Below are 16,422 nucleotides of genomic sequence, written 5' to 3' on the forward strand. Positions count from 1 at the left end.
ATCGGAAATTTCCCCAAAGTCACCCAAGCGCTCTGCGCGCCCCGGCCACTCCATCGGCCGGCGGGTCACCCGATCCGGTAGGCGCGGATCACCGTCTGCTCCACGGTGTTGCCCCCGGTGTCGGCGGCGCGGGCGCGCAGGGAGACGAAGCCCGCCCCGGCCGGATGGCGCAGCCGTACGGCGCCGCCCGCGACCTTCGCCGCCCGCCAGGTGCGGCCGTCGTCGTAGGAGACCTCCACGGCCGGCTCCCGCACCGCCCCCGCCTGCCCGCGCACGGACACCGGCACCGCGAACGCCCGGCCGGCGGGCGCGCCGCTCGCCGGGTCCAGCGGGGGCGAGAAGACGACGACCGGCAGCGGCAGCGCGCCGTCCCGGCCACCGGCCGAGCGGAACGTCCAGGCGACCGCCGTACGGGTGGAGAGCAGCCCCGGGCCGCGCTCGGCCGTCACCTCCAGCCGGTAGGCCGCCTCCCCGGCCGGCACGCCGAACCGCGCCCCCGGAGCGGGCTCCTCCGCCACCAGCTCGCCGTCCCGGTAGAGGGCGATCCGCGCCCCGGACACGCTCGACATCCCCGGATGACCGGCCCCGTCGGCGTACAGCAAGGGGAACGCGGAGATCACGTCGCCCGCGCGGGAGACGGGAGGAGCGCCCTCCTCGGTGACCGGCGCGGGACCGAAGACGCCGCGGTTCCAGGTCTCGTCGTAGGCGTGTCCCGCCTCGTACCTGCGGGCGGTCGAGATCAGGTCGGCTCCCCAGGTCGGGCCCGTCTCCGTGTACATGTTCCGCCAGCGGAGGCCGCCGCCGGTGTTGACGTACTCGGTGTGCGTGAAGGGGGGCCGGAAGTCGGTCACGAACATGATGCTGAAGAACCGTCCCTCCGCGGGCCAGGCGGCGCTCGCGGCGCTCGCGTCCGCGCCGGCCGCCGGCGCGCCGTAGTCCCTGCGGATCGTGGCCAGGTCCGCGCGCCCGACCCGGCGGCTGAAGCCGGTCGGCACCTGGCCCTGGACGAACCACGCCAGCCGGTACGCCTGAGCGCTGCCCGCCAGGTCGCCGTCCGGGCCCGGCACCGCCCACTGGCCGGCGACCTTGGTCAGCAGGTCGTACCGGCCGGACCCCACCTGCGCGGTGCGGATGCCCGGCGCGGCGTCGAACATGGTGGCCTCCGCGCCCAGGTAGTAGGGGGAACCGTCCCGCGTGCGCCCGCTGTAGGTCACCTCGGTCATCAGGTGCCTGGCCGCCGGGTCGGGCGGCGCGATGGACACCGGCCGCGCCTGAGCCGGGTCCAGCCGCAGGGACTGATCCCGGTCCAGGCGCAGGCCGGGATGGACGAGCACGGTCAGACCTTCGCCGTCGGCGGTTCGGCTGTCGACGACGTAGGTGCCCTTGGCCAGCCGCAGCGTGACGCTCCCGCCAGGCTGGACGGTGACCGGGTTCCAGTCCTTCCGGTCGACGTCGGTCCGGTAGAGGGTGGTCAGCGCGTCCGCGGCGCCCGGCCGGTCGAGGGTCAGGTCGTAGCTCTCGACCTCCTTGACCACGGCGAGCGGCGTGCTCACGGTCGTGCCGTCCTCGGCGGTGGCCTCCAGGTAGCCGCCGAGCGGCCCGTCGGCCACGTCGCCCCGGGTGTCGGCGGTGACGGTCGCCTCCGCCCGGCCGCCCGCGGGGACGGTCAGCGTGCCGGGCGACACCTCGAACACGTCCGCGCCGGCCCGCGCCGACAGGCGCAGCGTCACCGGCTCAGGACCGTCGTTGCGGTAGGCCAGCTTCCTGGTGACCGGCTCGTCGTCGTCGTGCGGCCAGGCGAGCACGCCGAAGCTGACCGACGCGGGGGAGGCGGTCACCGTCTGGCCGATCGCGCGGCCCACGTCGAGGCGGCCCGCGCCCTGGGCGTAGATCCCGGTGCCGGGCTGCGGCCGGGCGGTGGCCATGAGGGCGGCCTTGAGCTGCTCGGGCGTCCAGTCCGGGCGCAGCCCGGCCAGGATCGCGGCCGATCCGGCGGCGTGCGGGGCCGCCATGGAGGTGCCCGACATCTCGACGTGCGGGCCGTCGCCGGGGGAGTCCTTGCCACGCGCGGCGCGGATGGCGACGCCCGGCGCGGTGATGTCGGGCTTCAACGCCGAGTCGCCTGCGCGGGGACCGGCGCTGGAGAAGACGGCCAGGCGGTCGGCACGGTCCACCGCGCCGACCGACAGGGCCGCGTCCGCGGTGGAGGGCGAGGCGACGGTGCCCGGCTTGCCGTAGTTGCCGGCGGCCACGACGAACAGCACGCCGTACCGCTCGGTCAGGGTCCGGACGGCCTCCTCCAGCGGGTCCAGGCCGGGGGCGTCCGGTGAGCCGAGGCTGAGGTTGGCCACCTTGGCCCCCTGCTCGGCGGCCCACTGCATGCCGGCCAGGATCGCGGACTCCGCGCACCAGCGGTCGGCGCACACCTTGGCGTCCAGCAGGGTGGCGCCCGGCGCGACACCGCGGTAACGCTCGCCGGTCCCGGCGATGGTCGAGGCCACATGGGTGCCGTGCCCGGTGAGGTCGGCCGCGGTGTCCGTGCCGGTGAAGTTCCGGCGGGCCGCCACCTTGCCGGCCAGGTCGGGGTGGGTGTCGTCGATGCCGGAGTCCAGGACGGCGATCTTCACCCCGGCGCCCGTGTAGCCCTTCTCCCAGGCGGAGGGGGCGCCGATCTGCTTGACGCTGGCGTCCAGCGACAGGGTCGCCCGGCCGTCGAGCCAGATCTTTCCCGTGCCGGAGGTGAGCGAGGCCCTGAGGTCCGGCCAGGAGCCGGCGGCGGCGTCGAACCGTACGGCGGCGCCGTTCACGGCGGGCAGGTCGCGGGTCACCGCCATGCCATGGGCGGCCAGGCCCGGCCGGCGGGCGGCGTCCGGGCCCGCGACGATGAGGGGCAGGGCGCCGGGGGCGTACTCCAGCAGGGTCGTCACGTCGAACAGGCGGGGGTCGAGCCGGCCGGCGGCCAGCAGGGGGACGGCGTCGCCGGGGACGACGCGGAGCCGGTCGCCGATCTTCTCCGTGCTGAAGACGACGCCCGTACGGCCCTTGCCCGGCGCGACGCGCACGCCGTCGGCGACGAGGCTCACCCGGTCTCCCGTGATCAGCGTCACGGTACGGGCGGGGCCGCCCGGCGGGGCCGGCAGGCCGGAAGGGACGGCTCCGAGGAGCGCGATGGTCACTGAGACCGCTGTCGTTCTGAGGATCACATGTCTTCTTGGCGGAATGCCCGCCCCCTCTTCACGGGCTGAGAGGGCGTGAAGAAGGACGGGCGCTCCCGCCAAGTAGGGGTGTGACACAAACCATGACGGTCGAGGACGAGCAGGCGATCGCCGAGTCCCTGCGCCTCCCCGAGAGGTTCGGGGTGCTCTACGACCGCTACTTTCCCGAGATCCACCGGTACGTCGCCGGCCGCCTCGGCACCCAGGCCGCCGACGACCTCACCGCGGAGATCTTCCTGGCCGCCTTCCACGGCCGGGCCGGCTTCGACTCCGGCCGTGGCGTGGTCCGCGGCTGGTTGTACGGCATCGCCACCAACGTCGTCGCCCAGCACCGCCGGAGCGAGCTGCGCCGGTTGCAGGCGATGCAACGGGCGCCGGAAGGGACGCTCACCGGCGAACAGGCCGAGGACGGGCACGAGGACCTGGTCGCCGGGCGGCTGGCGGCGGCGGGCGTCAAGGACGACCTGGTGGCGGCCCTGCAGGAGATGCCGGACGCCGACCGCGACGTCCTGCTGCTCCTGGCGCTGGCCGACCTGAGCTACCAGGAGATCGGCCAGGCCCTCGACATCCCGTCGGGAACGGTCGGTTCCCGGCTGAACCGCATCAGAAGGAAGCTTCGCGCCGCCCTGGGCGGCGTCAATCCCCTGCTTGGAGACTCCCGTGGATGACCTGAACCAGGACCTGACCCTGATCCGCGACCTTTACGCGGCCCCGCCTCCCACCCCCGAGGTGCTGGCCGACGGCCGCGCCCGCCTCGCCGACGCCTACGCCTCACCCATGGACGCCGGCGTCCGCGGGGAGGAGCGGCGGCCGGCGCTGCGGGCGCTGCCGGACGGCGGGAGGGGCCGGCGGCGCTGGCCGCTCGTGGGGGCGAGCCTGGCCGGGGCGGCCGCCGTCACCGTGGCCGCCACCTTCCTCACCGCCCCCTCGACGCCTTCGACACCCTCGGCATCCGCGGCGCCCGCCCGGCTCTCGGCCGGTGAGATCCTGCTGGCCGCCGCCGGCTCGGTCACCCCCGTCGCGGGCGACGGCGCGTACTGGAGGCGCGACGGCGTCGTCGGCCGGTACGAACGCGCGCCCGGCGGCCACTACACCCTCAAGACCACCCGCTCGATCGAGCTCTGGCTCCCCAAGGCGGCCGACCGCCCCACCTGGGTGATCCGCCAGGACCTCGGCGCCAAGCCGGCGACGCCCGAGGACGAGACGGCCTGGCGCGCCGCCGGCTCCCCCCGGACCTGGACCCTGAGCGGGGGCACGCCCCCGGTGAAGCTGCAGACCGGCCCCGGCGAGCGCGACGCCGTACGCGACGACACCGGCAAGACGCTCACCCTGCTGGGCACACCCATGACGCCCGCCACCCTGAACGCCCTGCCGACCACCCCGGAAGGGCTGCGCGACACCCTCGAACGCGTCGTGTCCAAGGGGTACGGCAAGGAGCGGGTGGACATGAACGCCCAGCTCTTCGAGACCGGCGTGCGGCTCGTCATGAACTTCCCGACCTCGCCGGAGGTGCGGGCGGCGACGTACCGGATGCTGGCCGCGCTCCCGGGGGCGAGCGCGGAGAGCGAGGCCACCGACCCGCTCGGCCGCAAGGGCCAGGCGGTCAGCCGGCCGGGCGGGCCGGGCGAGCGATACCGGTTCGTCGTGGACACCGCCACCGGCCTGCCGCTGGCCCTGGAGTCGACGGTCGGCCAGGACCGCTCGTACGAGGCGATCAGGACGGCCGCCTGGACCGACGAGGAGCCCCAGCTCCCGGCCCTGCGCCGTGACATGAACCGCTGACCCCCGTCGCGACGGGGGGCGGCACGTTCCCGAAGGGGGATCGCCACCCGCGTCAGGGGCCGGGTGGTGGAGGGCGCGTTCTGGCACTCGCGCTTCCCCCGGATGCGGGCGCTGGTCCCCGACGACGTCATCCTGGCCTGGCCGGAGTTCCTGCTCGACGGGGGGTGGGTGCCGATCTCCGAGCTGTTCGACGGCCTGTGCGTCACTTCACGCTTCGGCAACGACGGCCCCGAGACCCTCTTCGACGCCGTCACCCGGACGGTCGTGGACTGGGACGGCACGTCCTCGCCCCAGTGCGACCTGTCCGCCCGGGTCCGCGCGGACCTGGGGTACTTCGGCTCCCGGGACGAGCTGTTCCGGGAGCACGGCCAGACGTTGTGCCCGGCGGCCCGGCTGGTCGCCGATCCGGTGCTGAGCCGGCGGTCCGCCTAGCCGGCGCGCGGGGCCGGTCAGCGGGTGCACAGGGCGGTGTCGAAGGCGGCGATCAGGAGATCGCGGGCCTTGCCGCCGTTGGCCGAGCCCGTGGCGTAGACGGTGACCGTGCGGCCGTCGCGATCGCGGCCGCTGAAGGTGGACACGCCCGGGACGTCGCCGCCGTGCCCCCACAACTTCCCGCCGCAGCTCAGCGGGATCTCCATGACGCCGTAGCCGTAGCGGGCGCCCTTGGGCCAGCCGGGCCGGTCGACGTCGACGTACGAACCGGATCTGACGGACTGCGCCCGCCAGAACGTGCTCAGGTCGCGCGGCGTCGAGACCAGCCCGCCGCTGGCGCCGAACGCGTGGCTCGGCAGCCGGGTCACGTCGACGACGCCGTCCTTCGGGTGCAGCGGGTGCACGCCGTAGGTGTGCGCGTGGGGGCCGCGGATGCCGGTCTCGCCCTCGGCCGGCCAGTACGTGTCCCGCATGCCCAGCGGCTTCAGCACCAGGTCGCGGCTGACCACGCGGAAGTCGCGCCCGGTCACCGCCTGCGCGACCAGGCCGAGGACCATGTAGTTGGTGTTGGAGTAGGCGAACCGGCCGCGGGGCGTCGGTTCGAGGGAGAGGGCCAGCTTGAGCAGGTCCTGCTTGCCGATCTTCGACCAGTCGGCGACGGGGGTGAAGTCCGGCAGGCCGCTGGTCTGCTGCAGGAGCACCTTCACGGTGATGTCCCGTCCGTCGATGCCCTTGCCGCGGATGACCCCCGGCAGGTACGTCTCGACCGGCTCGTCCAGGTTCACCTTGCCCTGGTCGGCCAGCTTCAGCACGGTGGCCGCGATGATCGACTTGCTCACGCTGGCGATCCTGAACCGGCCGTCGGCGCCGGGCATGGGCCGCTTCGTGCCGCGCCGCGCGGTGCCGGAGACGACCGTCGTGGTCCGGCCGTCCGGGTGGCGGATGTAGGCCACGGCGCCGGGCACGTCGGGGGAGGCGGTGAGGGCGTCCAGCCGCGACTGCACCGACGGCGCCCGCTCGGCGGCGAACGCCGGAGCCATCGGTGCGAGCGCCAGCGGGACGATCACGAGCAGGGCGAGTGCGCGCCGGGCGGCGGAGGAAGGCATCGGGACTCCTTGTCGCGTCGATCAAGCTATGTCCCGACTGTGGCGAATCGGCGGCTTCGCCACAGTCACGGCACCACCCACCCTCATGCGGGGGCTGTCCCTACCACCCGGCGCGCTGCCTTCTACCCGCGGGGGCGGGCGATGGCCAGGACGTGGCCGACGAGGGCGGCGTTGTCCTCGGCCGGGTCGCCGTCCGGGTCGAGCAGCGTGTCCTCCAGGCCGATCCGGGTGGCGAGGCCCCGCCGTACGGCCTCCGCCACGAGCGGCCACGTCGCCGGCCCCTCGCCGTGCAGCAGGCGGGGGGCGGGCGACCCGTCCAGGCGGTCCAGAATGGCCGCAGCCCGGGGGACGGCCTCCTCGGACGGCGCGTCGATCACCTCGACGAGGATGCGCGTCATGCGTCCGGCCAGGCCCGAGGCGGTCAGCGTCGCGGCGTCGGCCGGCGTCCACACCCCCGCCTCGACCCCGATCCCGGCCGCCAGCAACGTCCGCGCCAGCTCGCCGAACCCCGGCTCCGACAGGTTCACCGAGGCGAAGTCCGGACGGGCGCCGGCGGGCAGCTCCGCCCAGGCGGTCACCGCGTCCAGGCGGGCCGCGGCGTCGCCGCCCGTGATCCACAGGCCGGTGGACACGCCCACGGGCAGCCCAGGCGCCGCCGCCCTGACGGCCGACGTCGCCGCCCCGACGTCGGCGGCGGCCAGTGACTCGCGCCCCGCCGCGTCCCGCGGATGGACGTGCACCGCCCCCGCCCCCGCCCGCCGCACGGCCACGGCGTCGGCGGCCAGCTCGGCGGGCGTCAGGGGCAGCCGGGGGTGCTCGCCTGCCGCCCGGCTTCCGTTCAGACACGCTTTGATGAACATGAGCCCCATCCTTACCCGGGCGAATCGGGCTCAGGCGCGGCGTCCCGGCCGCTGCCCCGAGCACTCCGCGGCATCGGGCGGGCGGGTTTCAGTGGGCGGCGTCCAGGCGGGCGCGCTGGTCGTCGGTCAGCTCCAGGTCCACGGCGGCCAGGCTCTCCTCAAGCTGGGCCACCGACGACGCCCCGACCAGCGGGATCACCGGGAACGCCGAGCCGATCTGCCAGGCCAGGACGACCTGGTTCAGGCTCGCCCCGCACTCCTTCGCGACCTCGCGCAGCACCGCCATGCGGGCCGGGGTGCCGGGGTGGTCGTAGTCCGGCGGCACCTGCTTGTCCTGCCGGGTGTAGGCCCCGCCGAGCAGCGGCGAGTAGGCGACCAGGGTGAGGGCGGGCTCGGCGCGCAGGTAGCTCAGCAGCTCGGCTCCGGCGTGGCCGAGGCTGCCGTCCTGGAAGATCGACTCCGGCACGTCGAAGCGCGGGCGCAGCAGGCTGTGCTGGTACTGCAGCACCTCGTACCCGGCCACCCCCGACGCGGCGGCCAGGGCGCGGGCCCGCTCCACCCGCCAGATCGCGTGGTTGCTCGCCCCGAGCAGGCCGACCGTGCCCTCGGCCACCAGGGCGCCGAAGCCCTCGACGGTCTCGGCCACCTCCACCGTGCGGTCCTCGATGTGGGCGTAGAGCAGGTCGATGCGGTCCACGCCGAGGCGTTCGCGGCTGCGCTCGGCCGACTCCCTGATGATCTTGGCGGACAGGCCCTCGGCGTTGTCGACGTAGCTGGTGCCCGGCGCGAGCGGCCGCGCGCCCAGCTTGGTGGCGATCACGATCTCGTCCCCGGCGCCGCTGCTGCGCCGCCAGCGGCCGAGCAGCTCCTCGCTCTGCCCGCCCTGGCCGCCGTCCACCCAGAAGGCGTAGTTGTCGGACGTGTCGATGAACGTCCCGCCGGCCTCGGCGTAGCGGTCGAGGATGGCGAAGGACGTCTTCTCGTCGGTCACCGAGCCGAACAACATCGCCCCGAGGGCGAGCGCGCTCACCTCGCGGCGGGTGTCCGGGTTCGTGCCGATCGTCCGGTACTTCATGCTGTCTCCCCAGTTCGTCACGTTCTGTACGAGGCCCCGGAACGGGAGTCTGGGGGCTGGAGCGAACTCCAGGTCAAGCCGGGCCGGTCATCTTCTTGAAATTAGATCATTTCTCTAGAAAAATGCTCTGATATGTCGATCATGGTGGTGACCGGCGGCAACCGGGGCATCGGGTACGCGGTGTGCGAACGGCTGGCCGGCGACGGGCACACGGTGCTGCTGGTCGCGCGGGACGCGGAGCGGGGCCGGCAGGCAGCCGCGCGGATCGGGGGCGACGTCCAGGCCGTGGCGGGCGACCTCACCACGGCCGAGTCGGTCCGGCGGCTGGCCGCCGACCTGCTGGACCGCTGCCCGCGCATCGACGTGCTCGTCCACAACGCCGGCCTCTGGCCCGCCCGCCGCGTCCTGACCGAGGACGGGCTGGAGGAGTCGTTCGCGGTCAACCACCTGGCGCCGTTCCTGCTCAACCACCTGCTGGAGGACCGGCTCGGACGCGTGGTGCAGGTCACCGCCGGCCTGTACGTCAAGGGCCGGGCCGAACCCGGACGCACGGCCGTGGGCGCCGCCTTCTCGCCGATGCGCACGTACGCCGACACCAAGCTGTGCAACCTGCTGACCGTGCCCCTGTTCGCCGAACGCTGGCGGACGGCCGGGATCACGATCGACGCCGTGCACCCCGGCGTCATCCGCACCGGGCTCGGCGACCGCCGCGGCCCGCTCGGCTGGCTGCTCAGGGCCGCCAAGCGCAGCTGGGCCGCGCCCGAGGAAGGCGCGCGGCACGTCGTCTCCCTGACCGGGGCCGCCGGCACCGGCCGGTACTTCGACCAGGACCGCCAGGTCCCGTTGCAGGGCCCGGCGCTGGACGCCGACCTGGCCCGGCGCGTCTGGGACGAGGCCGAGGCGCTGGCCGCGGCGCGATGACCCGGCACCGGCGCAGCGAGGAGACCGTGCGCAGGCTCCTGGACACCGCCCTGGAGGTCTACCCCGCCGACTTCACCCTCCGGGCGGTGACCACGCGCAGCGGCGTCAGCATGGGCAGCGTCTACCACCACTTCGGCAGCCTGGAAGGGCTGGCCGCCGCGCTGTACAGCCGGTGCATGGACGAGCTGCTCGACACGCTGGTCGCCGTCACCGAGCAGACCGCCGACGCCCGTGACGGCGTGCGCCGCGCCGTGACGGCCTACCTCGGCTTCACCGCTTCGCACCCGGACAAGGCCCGCTTCATCCACGCGGCGCCGTACGCGCTGGACCTCGGCCCGTACGCCGAGCGCATCGCCGCGGCCAAGGCGTCCCGGCTGGGCAGGCTGAACGCCTGGATCGGGGCGCGCATGGCGGAGGGGACGGTGGCGCGGCTGCCGGCGGCGCAGGTGGAGATGCTGCTGATCGGGCCGGTGGCCGAGGTGAGCAGACGGTGGCTGGCGGGCGCGCCGGACATCGACCTGGACGAGGCGGCCCGCGTCCTGCCCGACCGCGTCTGGTTGTCGCTCAGCGGTTGACGCCGGGGGCCGGCGGCCTGTGGGGGGCACCTCTCGGCGGTGGGGTGCGGGGTGGTCGCCGGTATGATGGGGGCGGCTTCCCGTGCCGGGAGCCGCGGCGGTGGGGCCCGCCGCCTCCCGACCGTCCGGGGGTAACCGCGGTGTCGCCGCCAACGGTCCCTGCCAGAGATGTGCCACGCTCATGTGCTGGTAGGAGATGCCTCATGACCCAAGCTCGTCCCCCCGAACCCGAACCCGAACCCGAACCCGGCCGCGCGCCCGCCGCCGACGAAGGGGCGAAGGTCGGATCCCCGCACGCCGCCGCAGGGGCGGAGGCCGGGTCCCCGCACGCCGCCGAAAGGGTGGAGGTCGGTGGCGCGCATGCCGCCGGAGGCGCCGGCGCGCAGGTCGATCCGCGGGCCGCGGTCGATCCCGACGTCGACCTCCATGTGCCCGCCCAGCGCGGCGAGCTGGCCCGCGCCCCGGTCGCCACGCTGGCCGTCATCGCGGCCGGCGGCGTGCTGGGCGCGCTCGCCCGCTACGCCGTCCTGACCGCCTTCCCGGTGCCGCCCGGCGGGTTCGCCTGGCCGACGCTGGCCGTCAACGTCACCGGCTGCCTGCTGATCGGGCTGCTGATGGTGGCCATCACCGAGGTCTGGCAAGCTCACCCGCTGACCCGGCCGTTCCTGGGGGTGGGGGTGCTGGGGGGGTTCACCACGTTCTCCACCTCCATCGCCGACGCCCACGGGGCGCTGGCGGCGGGGCAGCCGCGCACGGCGCTCGCCTACCTGGCGGTCACGCTGGTCATGGCGCTGGCCGCGGTCTTCCTGGGCCAGGTGCTCGGCCGCGGGCTGTTCGGCCGGTTCGCCACTCCCGCCGAGACCGGTCCCGTGGAAACCATTCCCGCCGAGACCGTGCCCGACCGGACCCCGCGGGCTCCGCGCGGCGGGAGGCGTCCGTGACGACGTTGCTGCTGGTGGTGCTGGGGGCCGCCGTGGGCGCGCCCGCCCGCTACCTGATCGACCGCGCCGTCCAGGCCCGGCACGACAGCCTGTTCCCGTGGGGCACCTTCACCGTGAACGTGACGGGCTCGGCGCTGCTCGGCTTCCTGCTGGCGCTGCCCGCCACCGGCGCGGCGCAGGCCCTGCTGGGCACGGGCCTGTGCGGGGCGCTGACCACGTACTCGACCTTCGGTTACGAGACCCTGCGGCTGCTGCAGAACGGCGCCCGCACCTACGCCGCGCTCAACGCCGTGGCCGGCATCGCGGCCGGCCTCGGAGCGGCCTGGTGCGGCATCGCCCTCGCCCAGGCCGTCATCCCGTGAGCCGTCCCGGGCGCTCGACGGCGAGCGGCCGGCGCGTTTGACGATCACTCGACGGGAAAGCTGAAAGGGGCCGGCGTACCCCTTCCCGACCTCCGACAGACGAGACGATCATGCTTGTGGAGTTCGAGCTGCGCTGTCCCATCAGCGCCGATCTGGCGTTCATTCGCGACCTGGTGCGCATCCACGGCCACCACAGCGGACTGTCCGGCGAGCGGCTGGAGGACCTGGTGCTCGCGGTGAACGAGGCCGTCACCAACGTCCTCGACCATGGCGGCTCGGCCGGCCTGGTCACCGCGACCCGGGACCCGATCGGCGTCTGCGTGGAGATCCTGGACACCGCGGGCCGCCTGACCCCCGACCACCTCGACACCGCGGGCGTCGACCCGACCGCGTCCCACGGCTTCGGCCTGTGGGTGATCCAGCAGCTGTGCGACTCGGTCGCGCTGGAGCGGACCGGCCTCGGCTCGCGGCTGCGGCTGCGCATGCTGGTGCCCTCGGAGACCCCCGGCGCCGCCGATCGCCGCCTCAGCAGCACCATGGCCGGCGGCGCCTTCCCCTGGTCCTAGCCCGGCCGGTGCCGGCCCGGCACGTTCCGGGGTACACGCAGTCGGCATGTCAGTAATCATCCGATAACGTAGTGTGATGATGGCTGATGGGGGCGACGCCGGACACCGGCCGGACGGCTCCGGTTCCGGCGCCCAGCCGGCGGAGTGGCTGCTGCGGGCGGCCTTCGACGGCACGGGCATGGGCATCTACCTCACCGATCTCGCCGGCCGCATCACGTGGGCCAACCCGGGGGCGACGGCCCTGCTCGGCTTTCCCGCCGACGAGCTGCGCGGCGCCGACGCGCACCAGAAGCTGCACCGCCGCCTCGACGGCAGCCTCCCGCCCCGCTCCGGCTGCGAGCTGGTGACGGTGTGCCGGCAGGACCGGTCCGTACGCAGCGAGTTCGCCACCTTCGCCACCGCCGGCGGCCGGCTGCTCCCGGTCGCCTGGCTGGCCTCGCCCATCCACCACGACGGCGAGCCGGCCGGCGTCGTCGTGGTCTTCATCGACGTCGTCGAACGCCTCGACGCGGCCGGCCGGCAGGCCGAAGAGCTCGTCCGCGCCCAGAAGCTGACCGAGCAGTTCCGCCTGCTGACCGAGATCAGCACCGTCCTCACCCAGACGCTGGACGTGCGCGAGGCGATGACGCGGCTCGGCCGGCTGCTGGTGCCGCGCCTGGCCGACTGGGCGGCGGTGGACATGTTCCTCGGGCCGCGCGAGCTGCGCCGCCTGGCCATGGCCTGCGCCGGGGCCGCGCCGGTGGACCCCTCGTGGTTCGCCGAGCTGCCGTCGTTGCCGAAGGGCCCGTCGCGGTCGGCGCTGGTCCGGGTGCTGCGCGGGGAGCAGGCTCTGCTGCTGGGGCCCGAGCAGATCGCCGCGCCGCCCGACGGGCCGCTGGCCGCCGCCCACGACTCCCTGTTCAACGTGCTGGGCGGCTCGTCGGCGATCGTGGCGCCGCTGCGCACGCCGCGCCGCGTGCTGGGCGCTCTGACGGTGGCGCGCACCGACCCGGCGCGGCCGTACACGGAGGCCGACGTGGAGCTGGTGGCCGACATCGCCCGCACCGCGGCGCTGGCCGCCGACAACGCCTGCCTGTTCGGCCAGCAGCGCGACATCGTCGACACCATGCAGCGCCACCTGCTGACCGCGCTGCCCCAGGTCGATCACCTGCAGCTCGCCGCCCGCTACCTGGCGGCTCCGGCCGGCTCCCAGGTGGGCGGCGACTGGTACGACGCGTTCGTGCTCCCCGACGGCGTCACCGCGCTGGCCATCGGCGACGTCGCCGGCCACGACCTGGAGGCCGCCGGGCAGATGGCCCAGCTCCGCAACATGCTGCGCGCCCTGGCCTGCGACCACAAGGAGTCGCCCAGCCTGATCCTCGACCGGCTCAACAAGGTCATGGCCGTGGCCAGCGACGCCCACACGGCCTCGGCCATCCTGGCCAGGATCGAGCCGCCCCAGCCGGAGAGCGACCCCGACACGCGGATCCTGCGCTGGACCAGCGCCGGCCACCTGCCGCCGCTGCTGGTCACCGCGCACGGGCAGGCCCGCTACCTGGAGGAGGGACAGTCGCTGCTGCTGGGCGTGCATCTCGACGACGTGACCCGCCACGACGCCCTGGCGCCGCTGCCGCCGGGCAGCACGCTGCTGCTCTACACCGACGGGCTGGTCGAGGTGCCCGGCGTCAACCTGGACAACAGCCTGGCCCGGCTGCGCCGGCACGCCGCGACGCTGGCCCGGCGCCCGCTCCAGGACTTCTGCGAGCAGGTGCTCGCGCTGGCGCCGTCGCCGCGTACCGACGACATCGCGCTGCTCGCCCTGCGCCTGCCGCCGCCCGGGCAGTAGGCGGACGCCGCCTCCGGGGCAGGGGCGGTCAGGGGGCGGTGAGCGCGGCGTCGATCGCCGGGCCGTGGCGCTCCAGCCACGCCTCGCGCCGCTTGATCAGGTCGCCGACGCCCTCCTCCCACATCCGGGCCCAGCCGCCGCCCTGCTCCTCGGCGATCTGCCGCATCGAGAACCACGACCGCCGGGTACGCAGCACGGCCACCTCGACCAGGCGCGAACGGTCGACGCCGGACATCCCGTACGCGTCGGCGAGCAGGCGGCAGCGGCGCGGCACGTCCAGCCCGCGCAGGGGCGGGTCGGCGTCGGCCGGGTCGGCCAGCGGCGCCCAGTACAACATCGCGCTCATCAGCTCCTCGACCCGGGTGGCCGGCCTGGCGATGTCGAAGTCGATCAGCCCGGCCGCCACGCCGTCGCGGAACACGATGTTGTCCGGCGTGTAGTCCAGGTGCCCGACCAGCTCCGTCGGGTACGGCGGCGCGGGCGGCATGCCCGGCGGCTCGGTGAACCCGAAGTCCGCCCGCACGCCGTCGGGCGGGACGAACCCCGCCACCGCCTCGTGGTAGGCCCGGATCAGCCGGCCCACGGAGGCCAGCCGCTCCTCGTCGGCCAGCCACGCGGGCCGCGGCTGCCCGGCGACCTCACCGGGCACGAAGGTCAGCACCTCGCGGCCGGCGGCGTCGATGCCGAGGAACCGCGGCGCGCCCGCGAACCCGGCCTCCTCCAGGTGCCCCAGCAGCGCGTGGACCAGCGGGGAGTTGGGCCCGACGGGGCGGCGCACGGTGTCGCCGACGCGTACGACGCCTTCGGTGACGTCGCCGCCGACGAGCGGGATCTCGGGTTGGTGCTCGGCGGGCTCGGTGTAGGTGACGGAGCTCATGATTCCCTGAGGTGGTGAGGAAGTGGGCCGGTCATGGTCTCAGGCGTGGGCGGCGGAGGGCAATCGTCCACGACGGGCCGGAGGAGGACCTGGCGCACGATCTCTGCGACGGCGGCCGGGTGGGTGAGGTGCGGGTGGTGCCCGGCCCCCGGGATGACCGTCACTGGGACGGGGCTGTCGGTCAGCGGGTCCAGCTCGCCGGCCACGAGGTGCACGGGGACGGGGCCGCCGAGCAGCGTGCGGAGGGCGGCGCGCTCGGCGGGGCGGTGCGCGGCGCGCAGCACGCGGGCGGTGCGCCGGGCGACCCCGGGACGGCGGAGCCCGGCCGCGGCGCTCGTGACCGCCCGCCGCGCGTCCTCGGACGGGGACGCCGGGCCGAGGAGGGTGGATGCGAGCCGGTCGGGGTCCATCCTGCCGAGGGCAGGGGCCGCGAGCAGCAGCGTGAGCGCGGACGGCCGGCGCTGGAGGAAGTACGGCGACAGCAGGATCAGGGCGGCGATCCGGTCAGGATGGGCGGCGGCGTACCGGAGCGCCGGGGCGGCGGCGGCCGAGTGCGCGACGATCACCGGACGGGTGCGCACGGGCTCCAGCAACTCGGCCAGCCAGTCCGCCGCCGCGCCCCCGGCCGGCGAGGAACGCCCCAGCCCCGGCAGATCGGCGACAAGCGCGGGAAACCGGCCCGCGGCGGTGCTGTCGAGATCGTCGAGCACGCCGTGCCAGGAGTCGCCGTCGAGCGGAAGCCCGTGCAGCAGGACCAGCCGCGGCGACGTACGCTCACCCGCCACGTACGTACGCGACCCCGCCACGCTCTGGAAACCACCGGGACGTGCGGCCGGAGCGGCCCCGAAGCGGTCGGCGACCAGCCGGTCGGCCCAGCGGCGCAACGCCTCCTCCACGGGTGGCCGCCGGAGCCCCGCGGACGCGGCGACCCGGTCGGCCGAGCCCGTGTCGTACCGGTCCTCGGTCAGGAAGCCCAGCGTCTCGGGCTCGGCGCCGGTCAGCGCGGACGGCAGCCGGCGGACCACGCCCACCGGCACGCGAATGCGCGGCGCGGGTACGCCGAGGTGGTCCGCGAGCAGCCGGATCAGGTCGGGCAGGTGGGGCGTGGCGGGATCGAGCACCCAGTGCAGGCCGCCGGGCTCGGGGTCGTGCTCGGGCACGGCGGCCATGAACCGGGCGAAATGGTCCACCGTCACCACCGGGACGAACGTACGGGCGCCGCCCGGCAGCGCGGGCAGCCGCCCCGCCCACAGGTCGCGGACCAGCGAGGCCAGCCCGAGGTACTGGCCGGCCTCGCCGGTCAGCGAATGGCCGATGACGCTGCTCGGGTTCACCACGGTCAGCGGCACGCCGAGCCGCGCCGCGGCGACCCGTACGGCGGCGTCCCCCTCGGCCTTGGAGCCCTCGTACGCCCCTTTGTCCCGGTACAGGGCCGCCAGCTCGGCCTCGGGGAGCGGATGGCGCGGTCGCGGGTCCAGCCCGACGCGGTAGCCCGACACGTGCACCAGCCGGCGCAGCGCGGGACGGGCGGCGGCCCAGTTCAGCACGTTGAGCGCGCCTTCGACGTTGACCGCCCTGGCCTCCTCGCGTCCCATGCCGAAGCGGTAGACGCCGGCGGCGTTGAACACGTCCCGCACGTCCGCCGCCCCTTCGACGGCCGCGCTCAGCCCCAGGCCGGGCCCGGCCGTGACGTCGCCCTCGACGACGGTGAGCCGCGTGCCGGGCACGCCGCGCTCGCGCAGCCAGCGGCCCAGCCCGTCGTCCGCGCGGCGGACGACGGCCGTCACGGCGCGGCCCTGTTCCAGCAGGTGCAGGACCGTCCATCTGCCGATGAAGCCGGTCGCGCCGAACACCACGGCGTCTTCCATGACAATTCCTCTCTAGA

The 16,422-nt window shown here is 75.0% G+C and carries 15 protein-coding genes; 9 read left to right on the plus strand and 6 right to left on the minus strand.

What is annotated here, in order from left to right; translation table 11 throughout:
- Positions 1-65: 65 nt before the first annotated feature.
- A complete protein-coding gene (locus ACFYUV_RS40370) occupies positions 66-3,176 on the minus strand; it encodes a S8 family serine peptidase (RefSeq protein WP_387678755.1) in 3,111 nt (1,036 codons plus the stop codon).
- Between the two features lie 122 nt (positions 3,177-3,298).
- Here ACFYUV_RS40370 and ACFYUV_RS40375 point away from each other — a divergent pair, with 122 nt between their 5' ends.
- From ACFYUV_RS40375 to ACFYUV_RS40385, 3 genes are all read left to right on the plus strand, one after another.
- Entirely contained in the window at positions 3,299-3,883 is a 585-nt protein-coding gene (locus tag ACFYUV_RS40375) for an RNA polymerase sigma factor (protein WP_387678758.1), read from the plus strand.
- On the plus strand, positions 3,876-4,997 hold the full coding sequence (locus ACFYUV_RS40380; RefSeq protein ID WP_387678760.1) for a CU044_5270 family protein: 1,122 nt from the start codon (positions 3,876-3,878) through the stop codon (positions 4,995-4,997). The genes ACFYUV_RS40375 and ACFYUV_RS40380 overlap by 8 nt, the downstream gene beginning before the upstream one ends.
- A gap of 66 nt (positions 4,998-5,063) precedes the next feature.
- Positions 5,064-5,429 carry a hypothetical protein gene (locus ACFYUV_RS40385; RefSeq protein WP_387678762.1) on the plus strand — a complete coding sequence of 122 codons (366 nt, stop codon included), beginning with the start codon at positions 5,064-5,066 and terminating at the stop codon, positions 5,427-5,429.
- Positions 5,430-5,446: 17 nt separating this feature from the next.
- On the opposite strand, the gene ACFYUV_RS40390 is transcribed toward ACFYUV_RS40385, so the two are convergent.
- The 3 genes from ACFYUV_RS40390 to ACFYUV_RS40400 all read right to left on the minus strand — a co-directional run bounded on the left by ACFYUV_RS40390 (position 5,447) and on the right by ACFYUV_RS40400 (position 8,470).
- On the minus strand, positions 5,447-6,535 hold the full coding sequence (locus ACFYUV_RS40390; RefSeq protein ID WP_387678764.1) for a serine hydrolase domain-containing protein: 1,089 nt from the start codon (positions 6,533-6,535) through the stop codon (positions 5,447-5,449).
- A gap of 122 nt (positions 6,536-6,657) precedes the next feature.
- Positions 6,658-7,395: a 3-keto-5-aminohexanoate cleavage protein gene (locus ACFYUV_RS40395; RefSeq protein WP_387678767.1), complete on the minus strand. Its 738-nt coding sequence runs from the start codon at positions 7,393-7,395 to the stop codon at positions 6,658-6,660.
- An 88-nt stretch (positions 7,396-7,483) separates the two neighbouring features.
- Positions 7,484-8,470: an aldo/keto reductase gene (locus ACFYUV_RS40400; protein WP_387678770.1), complete on the minus strand. Its 987-nt coding sequence runs from the start codon at positions 8,468-8,470 to the stop codon at positions 7,484-7,486.
- Positions 8,471-8,602: 132 nt separating this feature from the next.
- Between ACFYUV_RS40400 and ACFYUV_RS40405 the strand changes: the two genes are divergently transcribed.
- The 6 genes from ACFYUV_RS40405 to ACFYUV_RS40430 all read left to right on the plus strand — a co-directional run bounded on the left by ACFYUV_RS40405 (position 8,603) and on the right by ACFYUV_RS40430 (position 13,660).
- Entirely contained in the window at positions 8,603-9,391 is a 789-nt protein-coding gene (locus tag ACFYUV_RS40405; protein WP_387678772.1) for an SDR family NAD(P)-dependent oxidoreductase, read from the plus strand.
- A complete protein-coding gene (locus ACFYUV_RS40410; RefSeq protein WP_387678774.1) occupies positions 9,388-9,966 on the plus strand; it encodes a TetR/AcrR family transcriptional regulator in 579 nt (192 codons plus the stop codon). Before ACFYUV_RS40405 ends, ACFYUV_RS40410 begins: the two co-directional genes overlap by 4 nt.
- 203 nt (positions 9,967-10,169) lie before the next feature.
- Positions 10,170-10,907, plus strand: a complete 738-nt coding sequence (locus ACFYUV_RS40415; RefSeq protein WP_387678777.1) for a fluoride efflux transporter FluC — start codon at positions 10,170-10,172, stop codon at positions 10,905-10,907.
- A complete protein-coding gene (gene crcB / locus ACFYUV_RS40420; protein WP_387678780.1) occupies positions 10,904-11,269 on the plus strand; it encodes a fluoride efflux transporter CrcB in 366 nt (121 codons plus the stop codon). Before ACFYUV_RS40415 ends, crcB begins: the two co-directional genes overlap by 4 nt.
- A 110-nt stretch (positions 11,270-11,379) precedes the next feature.
- Positions 11,380-11,835 (plus strand): ATP-binding protein, encoded by a 456-nt coding sequence (locus ACFYUV_RS40425; protein ID WP_358294920.1) that lies wholly within the window; start codon positions 11,380-11,382, stop codon positions 11,833-11,835.
- 76 nt (positions 11,836-11,911) lie between these two features.
- The gene (locus tag ACFYUV_RS40430; protein ID WP_387678783.1) at positions 11,912-13,660 is read left to right on the plus strand and encodes a SpoIIE family protein phosphatase; all 1,749 of its coding nucleotides are present in this window, start codon (positions 11,912-11,914) and stop codon (positions 13,658-13,660) included.
- Positions 13,661-13,688: 28 nt separating this feature from the next.
- Here ACFYUV_RS40430 and ACFYUV_RS40435 read toward each other — a convergent pair whose 3' ends face one another.
- Together ACFYUV_RS40435 and ACFYUV_RS40440 are read right to left on the minus strand one after the other, a co-directional pair.
- A complete protein-coding gene (locus ACFYUV_RS40435; protein WP_387678786.1) occupies positions 13,689-14,537 on the minus strand; it encodes a phosphotransferase in 849 nt (282 codons plus the stop codon).
- The gene (locus tag ACFYUV_RS40440; RefSeq protein ID WP_387678789.1) at positions 14,534-16,405 is read right to left on the minus strand and encodes an alpha/beta fold hydrolase; all 1,872 of its coding nucleotides are present in this window, start codon (positions 16,403-16,405) and stop codon (positions 14,534-14,536) included. Before ACFYUV_RS40440 ends, ACFYUV_RS40435 begins: the two co-directional genes overlap by 4 nt.
- Positions 16,406-16,422 lie beyond the last annotated feature (17 nt).

It is taken from the genome of Nonomuraea sp. NPDC003560, assembly GCF_042878785.1.
GTDB lineage: Bacteria > Actinomycetota > Actinomycetes > Streptosporangiales > Streptosporangiaceae > Nonomuraea.

What these genes read in the sequence shown, in the direction of transcription:
- ACFYUV_RS40440 (WP_387678789.1), bottom strand. Translation starts at nt 16,405, where the DNA reads ATGGAAGACGCCGTGGTGTTCGGCGCGACCGGCTTCATCGGCAGATGG.
- ACFYUV_RS40400 (WP_387678770.1), bottom strand. Translation starts at nt 8,470, where the DNA reads ATGAAGTACCGGACGATCGGCACGAACCCGGACACCCGCCGCGAGGTG.
- ACFYUV_RS40410 (WP_387678774.1), top strand. Translation starts at nt 9,388, where the DNA reads ATGACCCGGCACCGGCGCAGCGAGGAGACCGTGCGCAGGCTCCTGGAC.
- ACFYUV_RS40435 (WP_387678786.1), bottom strand. Translation starts at nt 14,537, where the DNA reads ATGAGCTCCGTCACCTACACCGAGCCCGCCGAGCACCAACCCGAGATC.
- ACFYUV_RS40405 (WP_387678772.1), top strand. Translation starts at nt 8,603, where the DNA reads ATGTCGATCATGGTGGTGACCGGCGGCAACCGGGGCATCGGGTACGCG.
- ACFYUV_RS40415 (WP_387678777.1), top strand. Translation starts at nt 10,170, where the DNA reads ATGACCCAAGCTCGTCCCCCCGAACCCGAACCCGAACCCGAACCCGGC.
- ACFYUV_RS40430 (WP_387678783.1), top strand. Translation starts at nt 11,912, where the DNA reads ATGATGGCTGATGGGGGCGACGCCGGACACCGGCCGGACGGCTCCGGT.
- ACFYUV_RS40375 (WP_387678758.1), top strand. Translation starts at nt 3,299, where the DNA reads ATGACGGTCGAGGACGAGCAGGCGATCGCCGAGTCCCTGCGCCTCCCC.
- ACFYUV_RS40395 (WP_387678767.1), bottom strand. Translation starts at nt 7,395, where the DNA reads ATGTTCATCAAAGCGTGTCTGAACGGAAGCCGGGCGGCAGGCGAGCAC.
- ACFYUV_RS40425 (WP_358294920.1), top strand. Translation starts at nt 11,380, where the DNA reads ATGCTTGTGGAGTTCGAGCTGCGCTGTCCCATCAGCGCCGATCTGGCG.
- ACFYUV_RS40390 (WP_387678764.1), bottom strand. Translation starts at nt 6,535, where the DNA reads ATGCCTTCCTCCGCCGCCCGGCGCGCACTCGCCCTGCTCGTGATCGTC.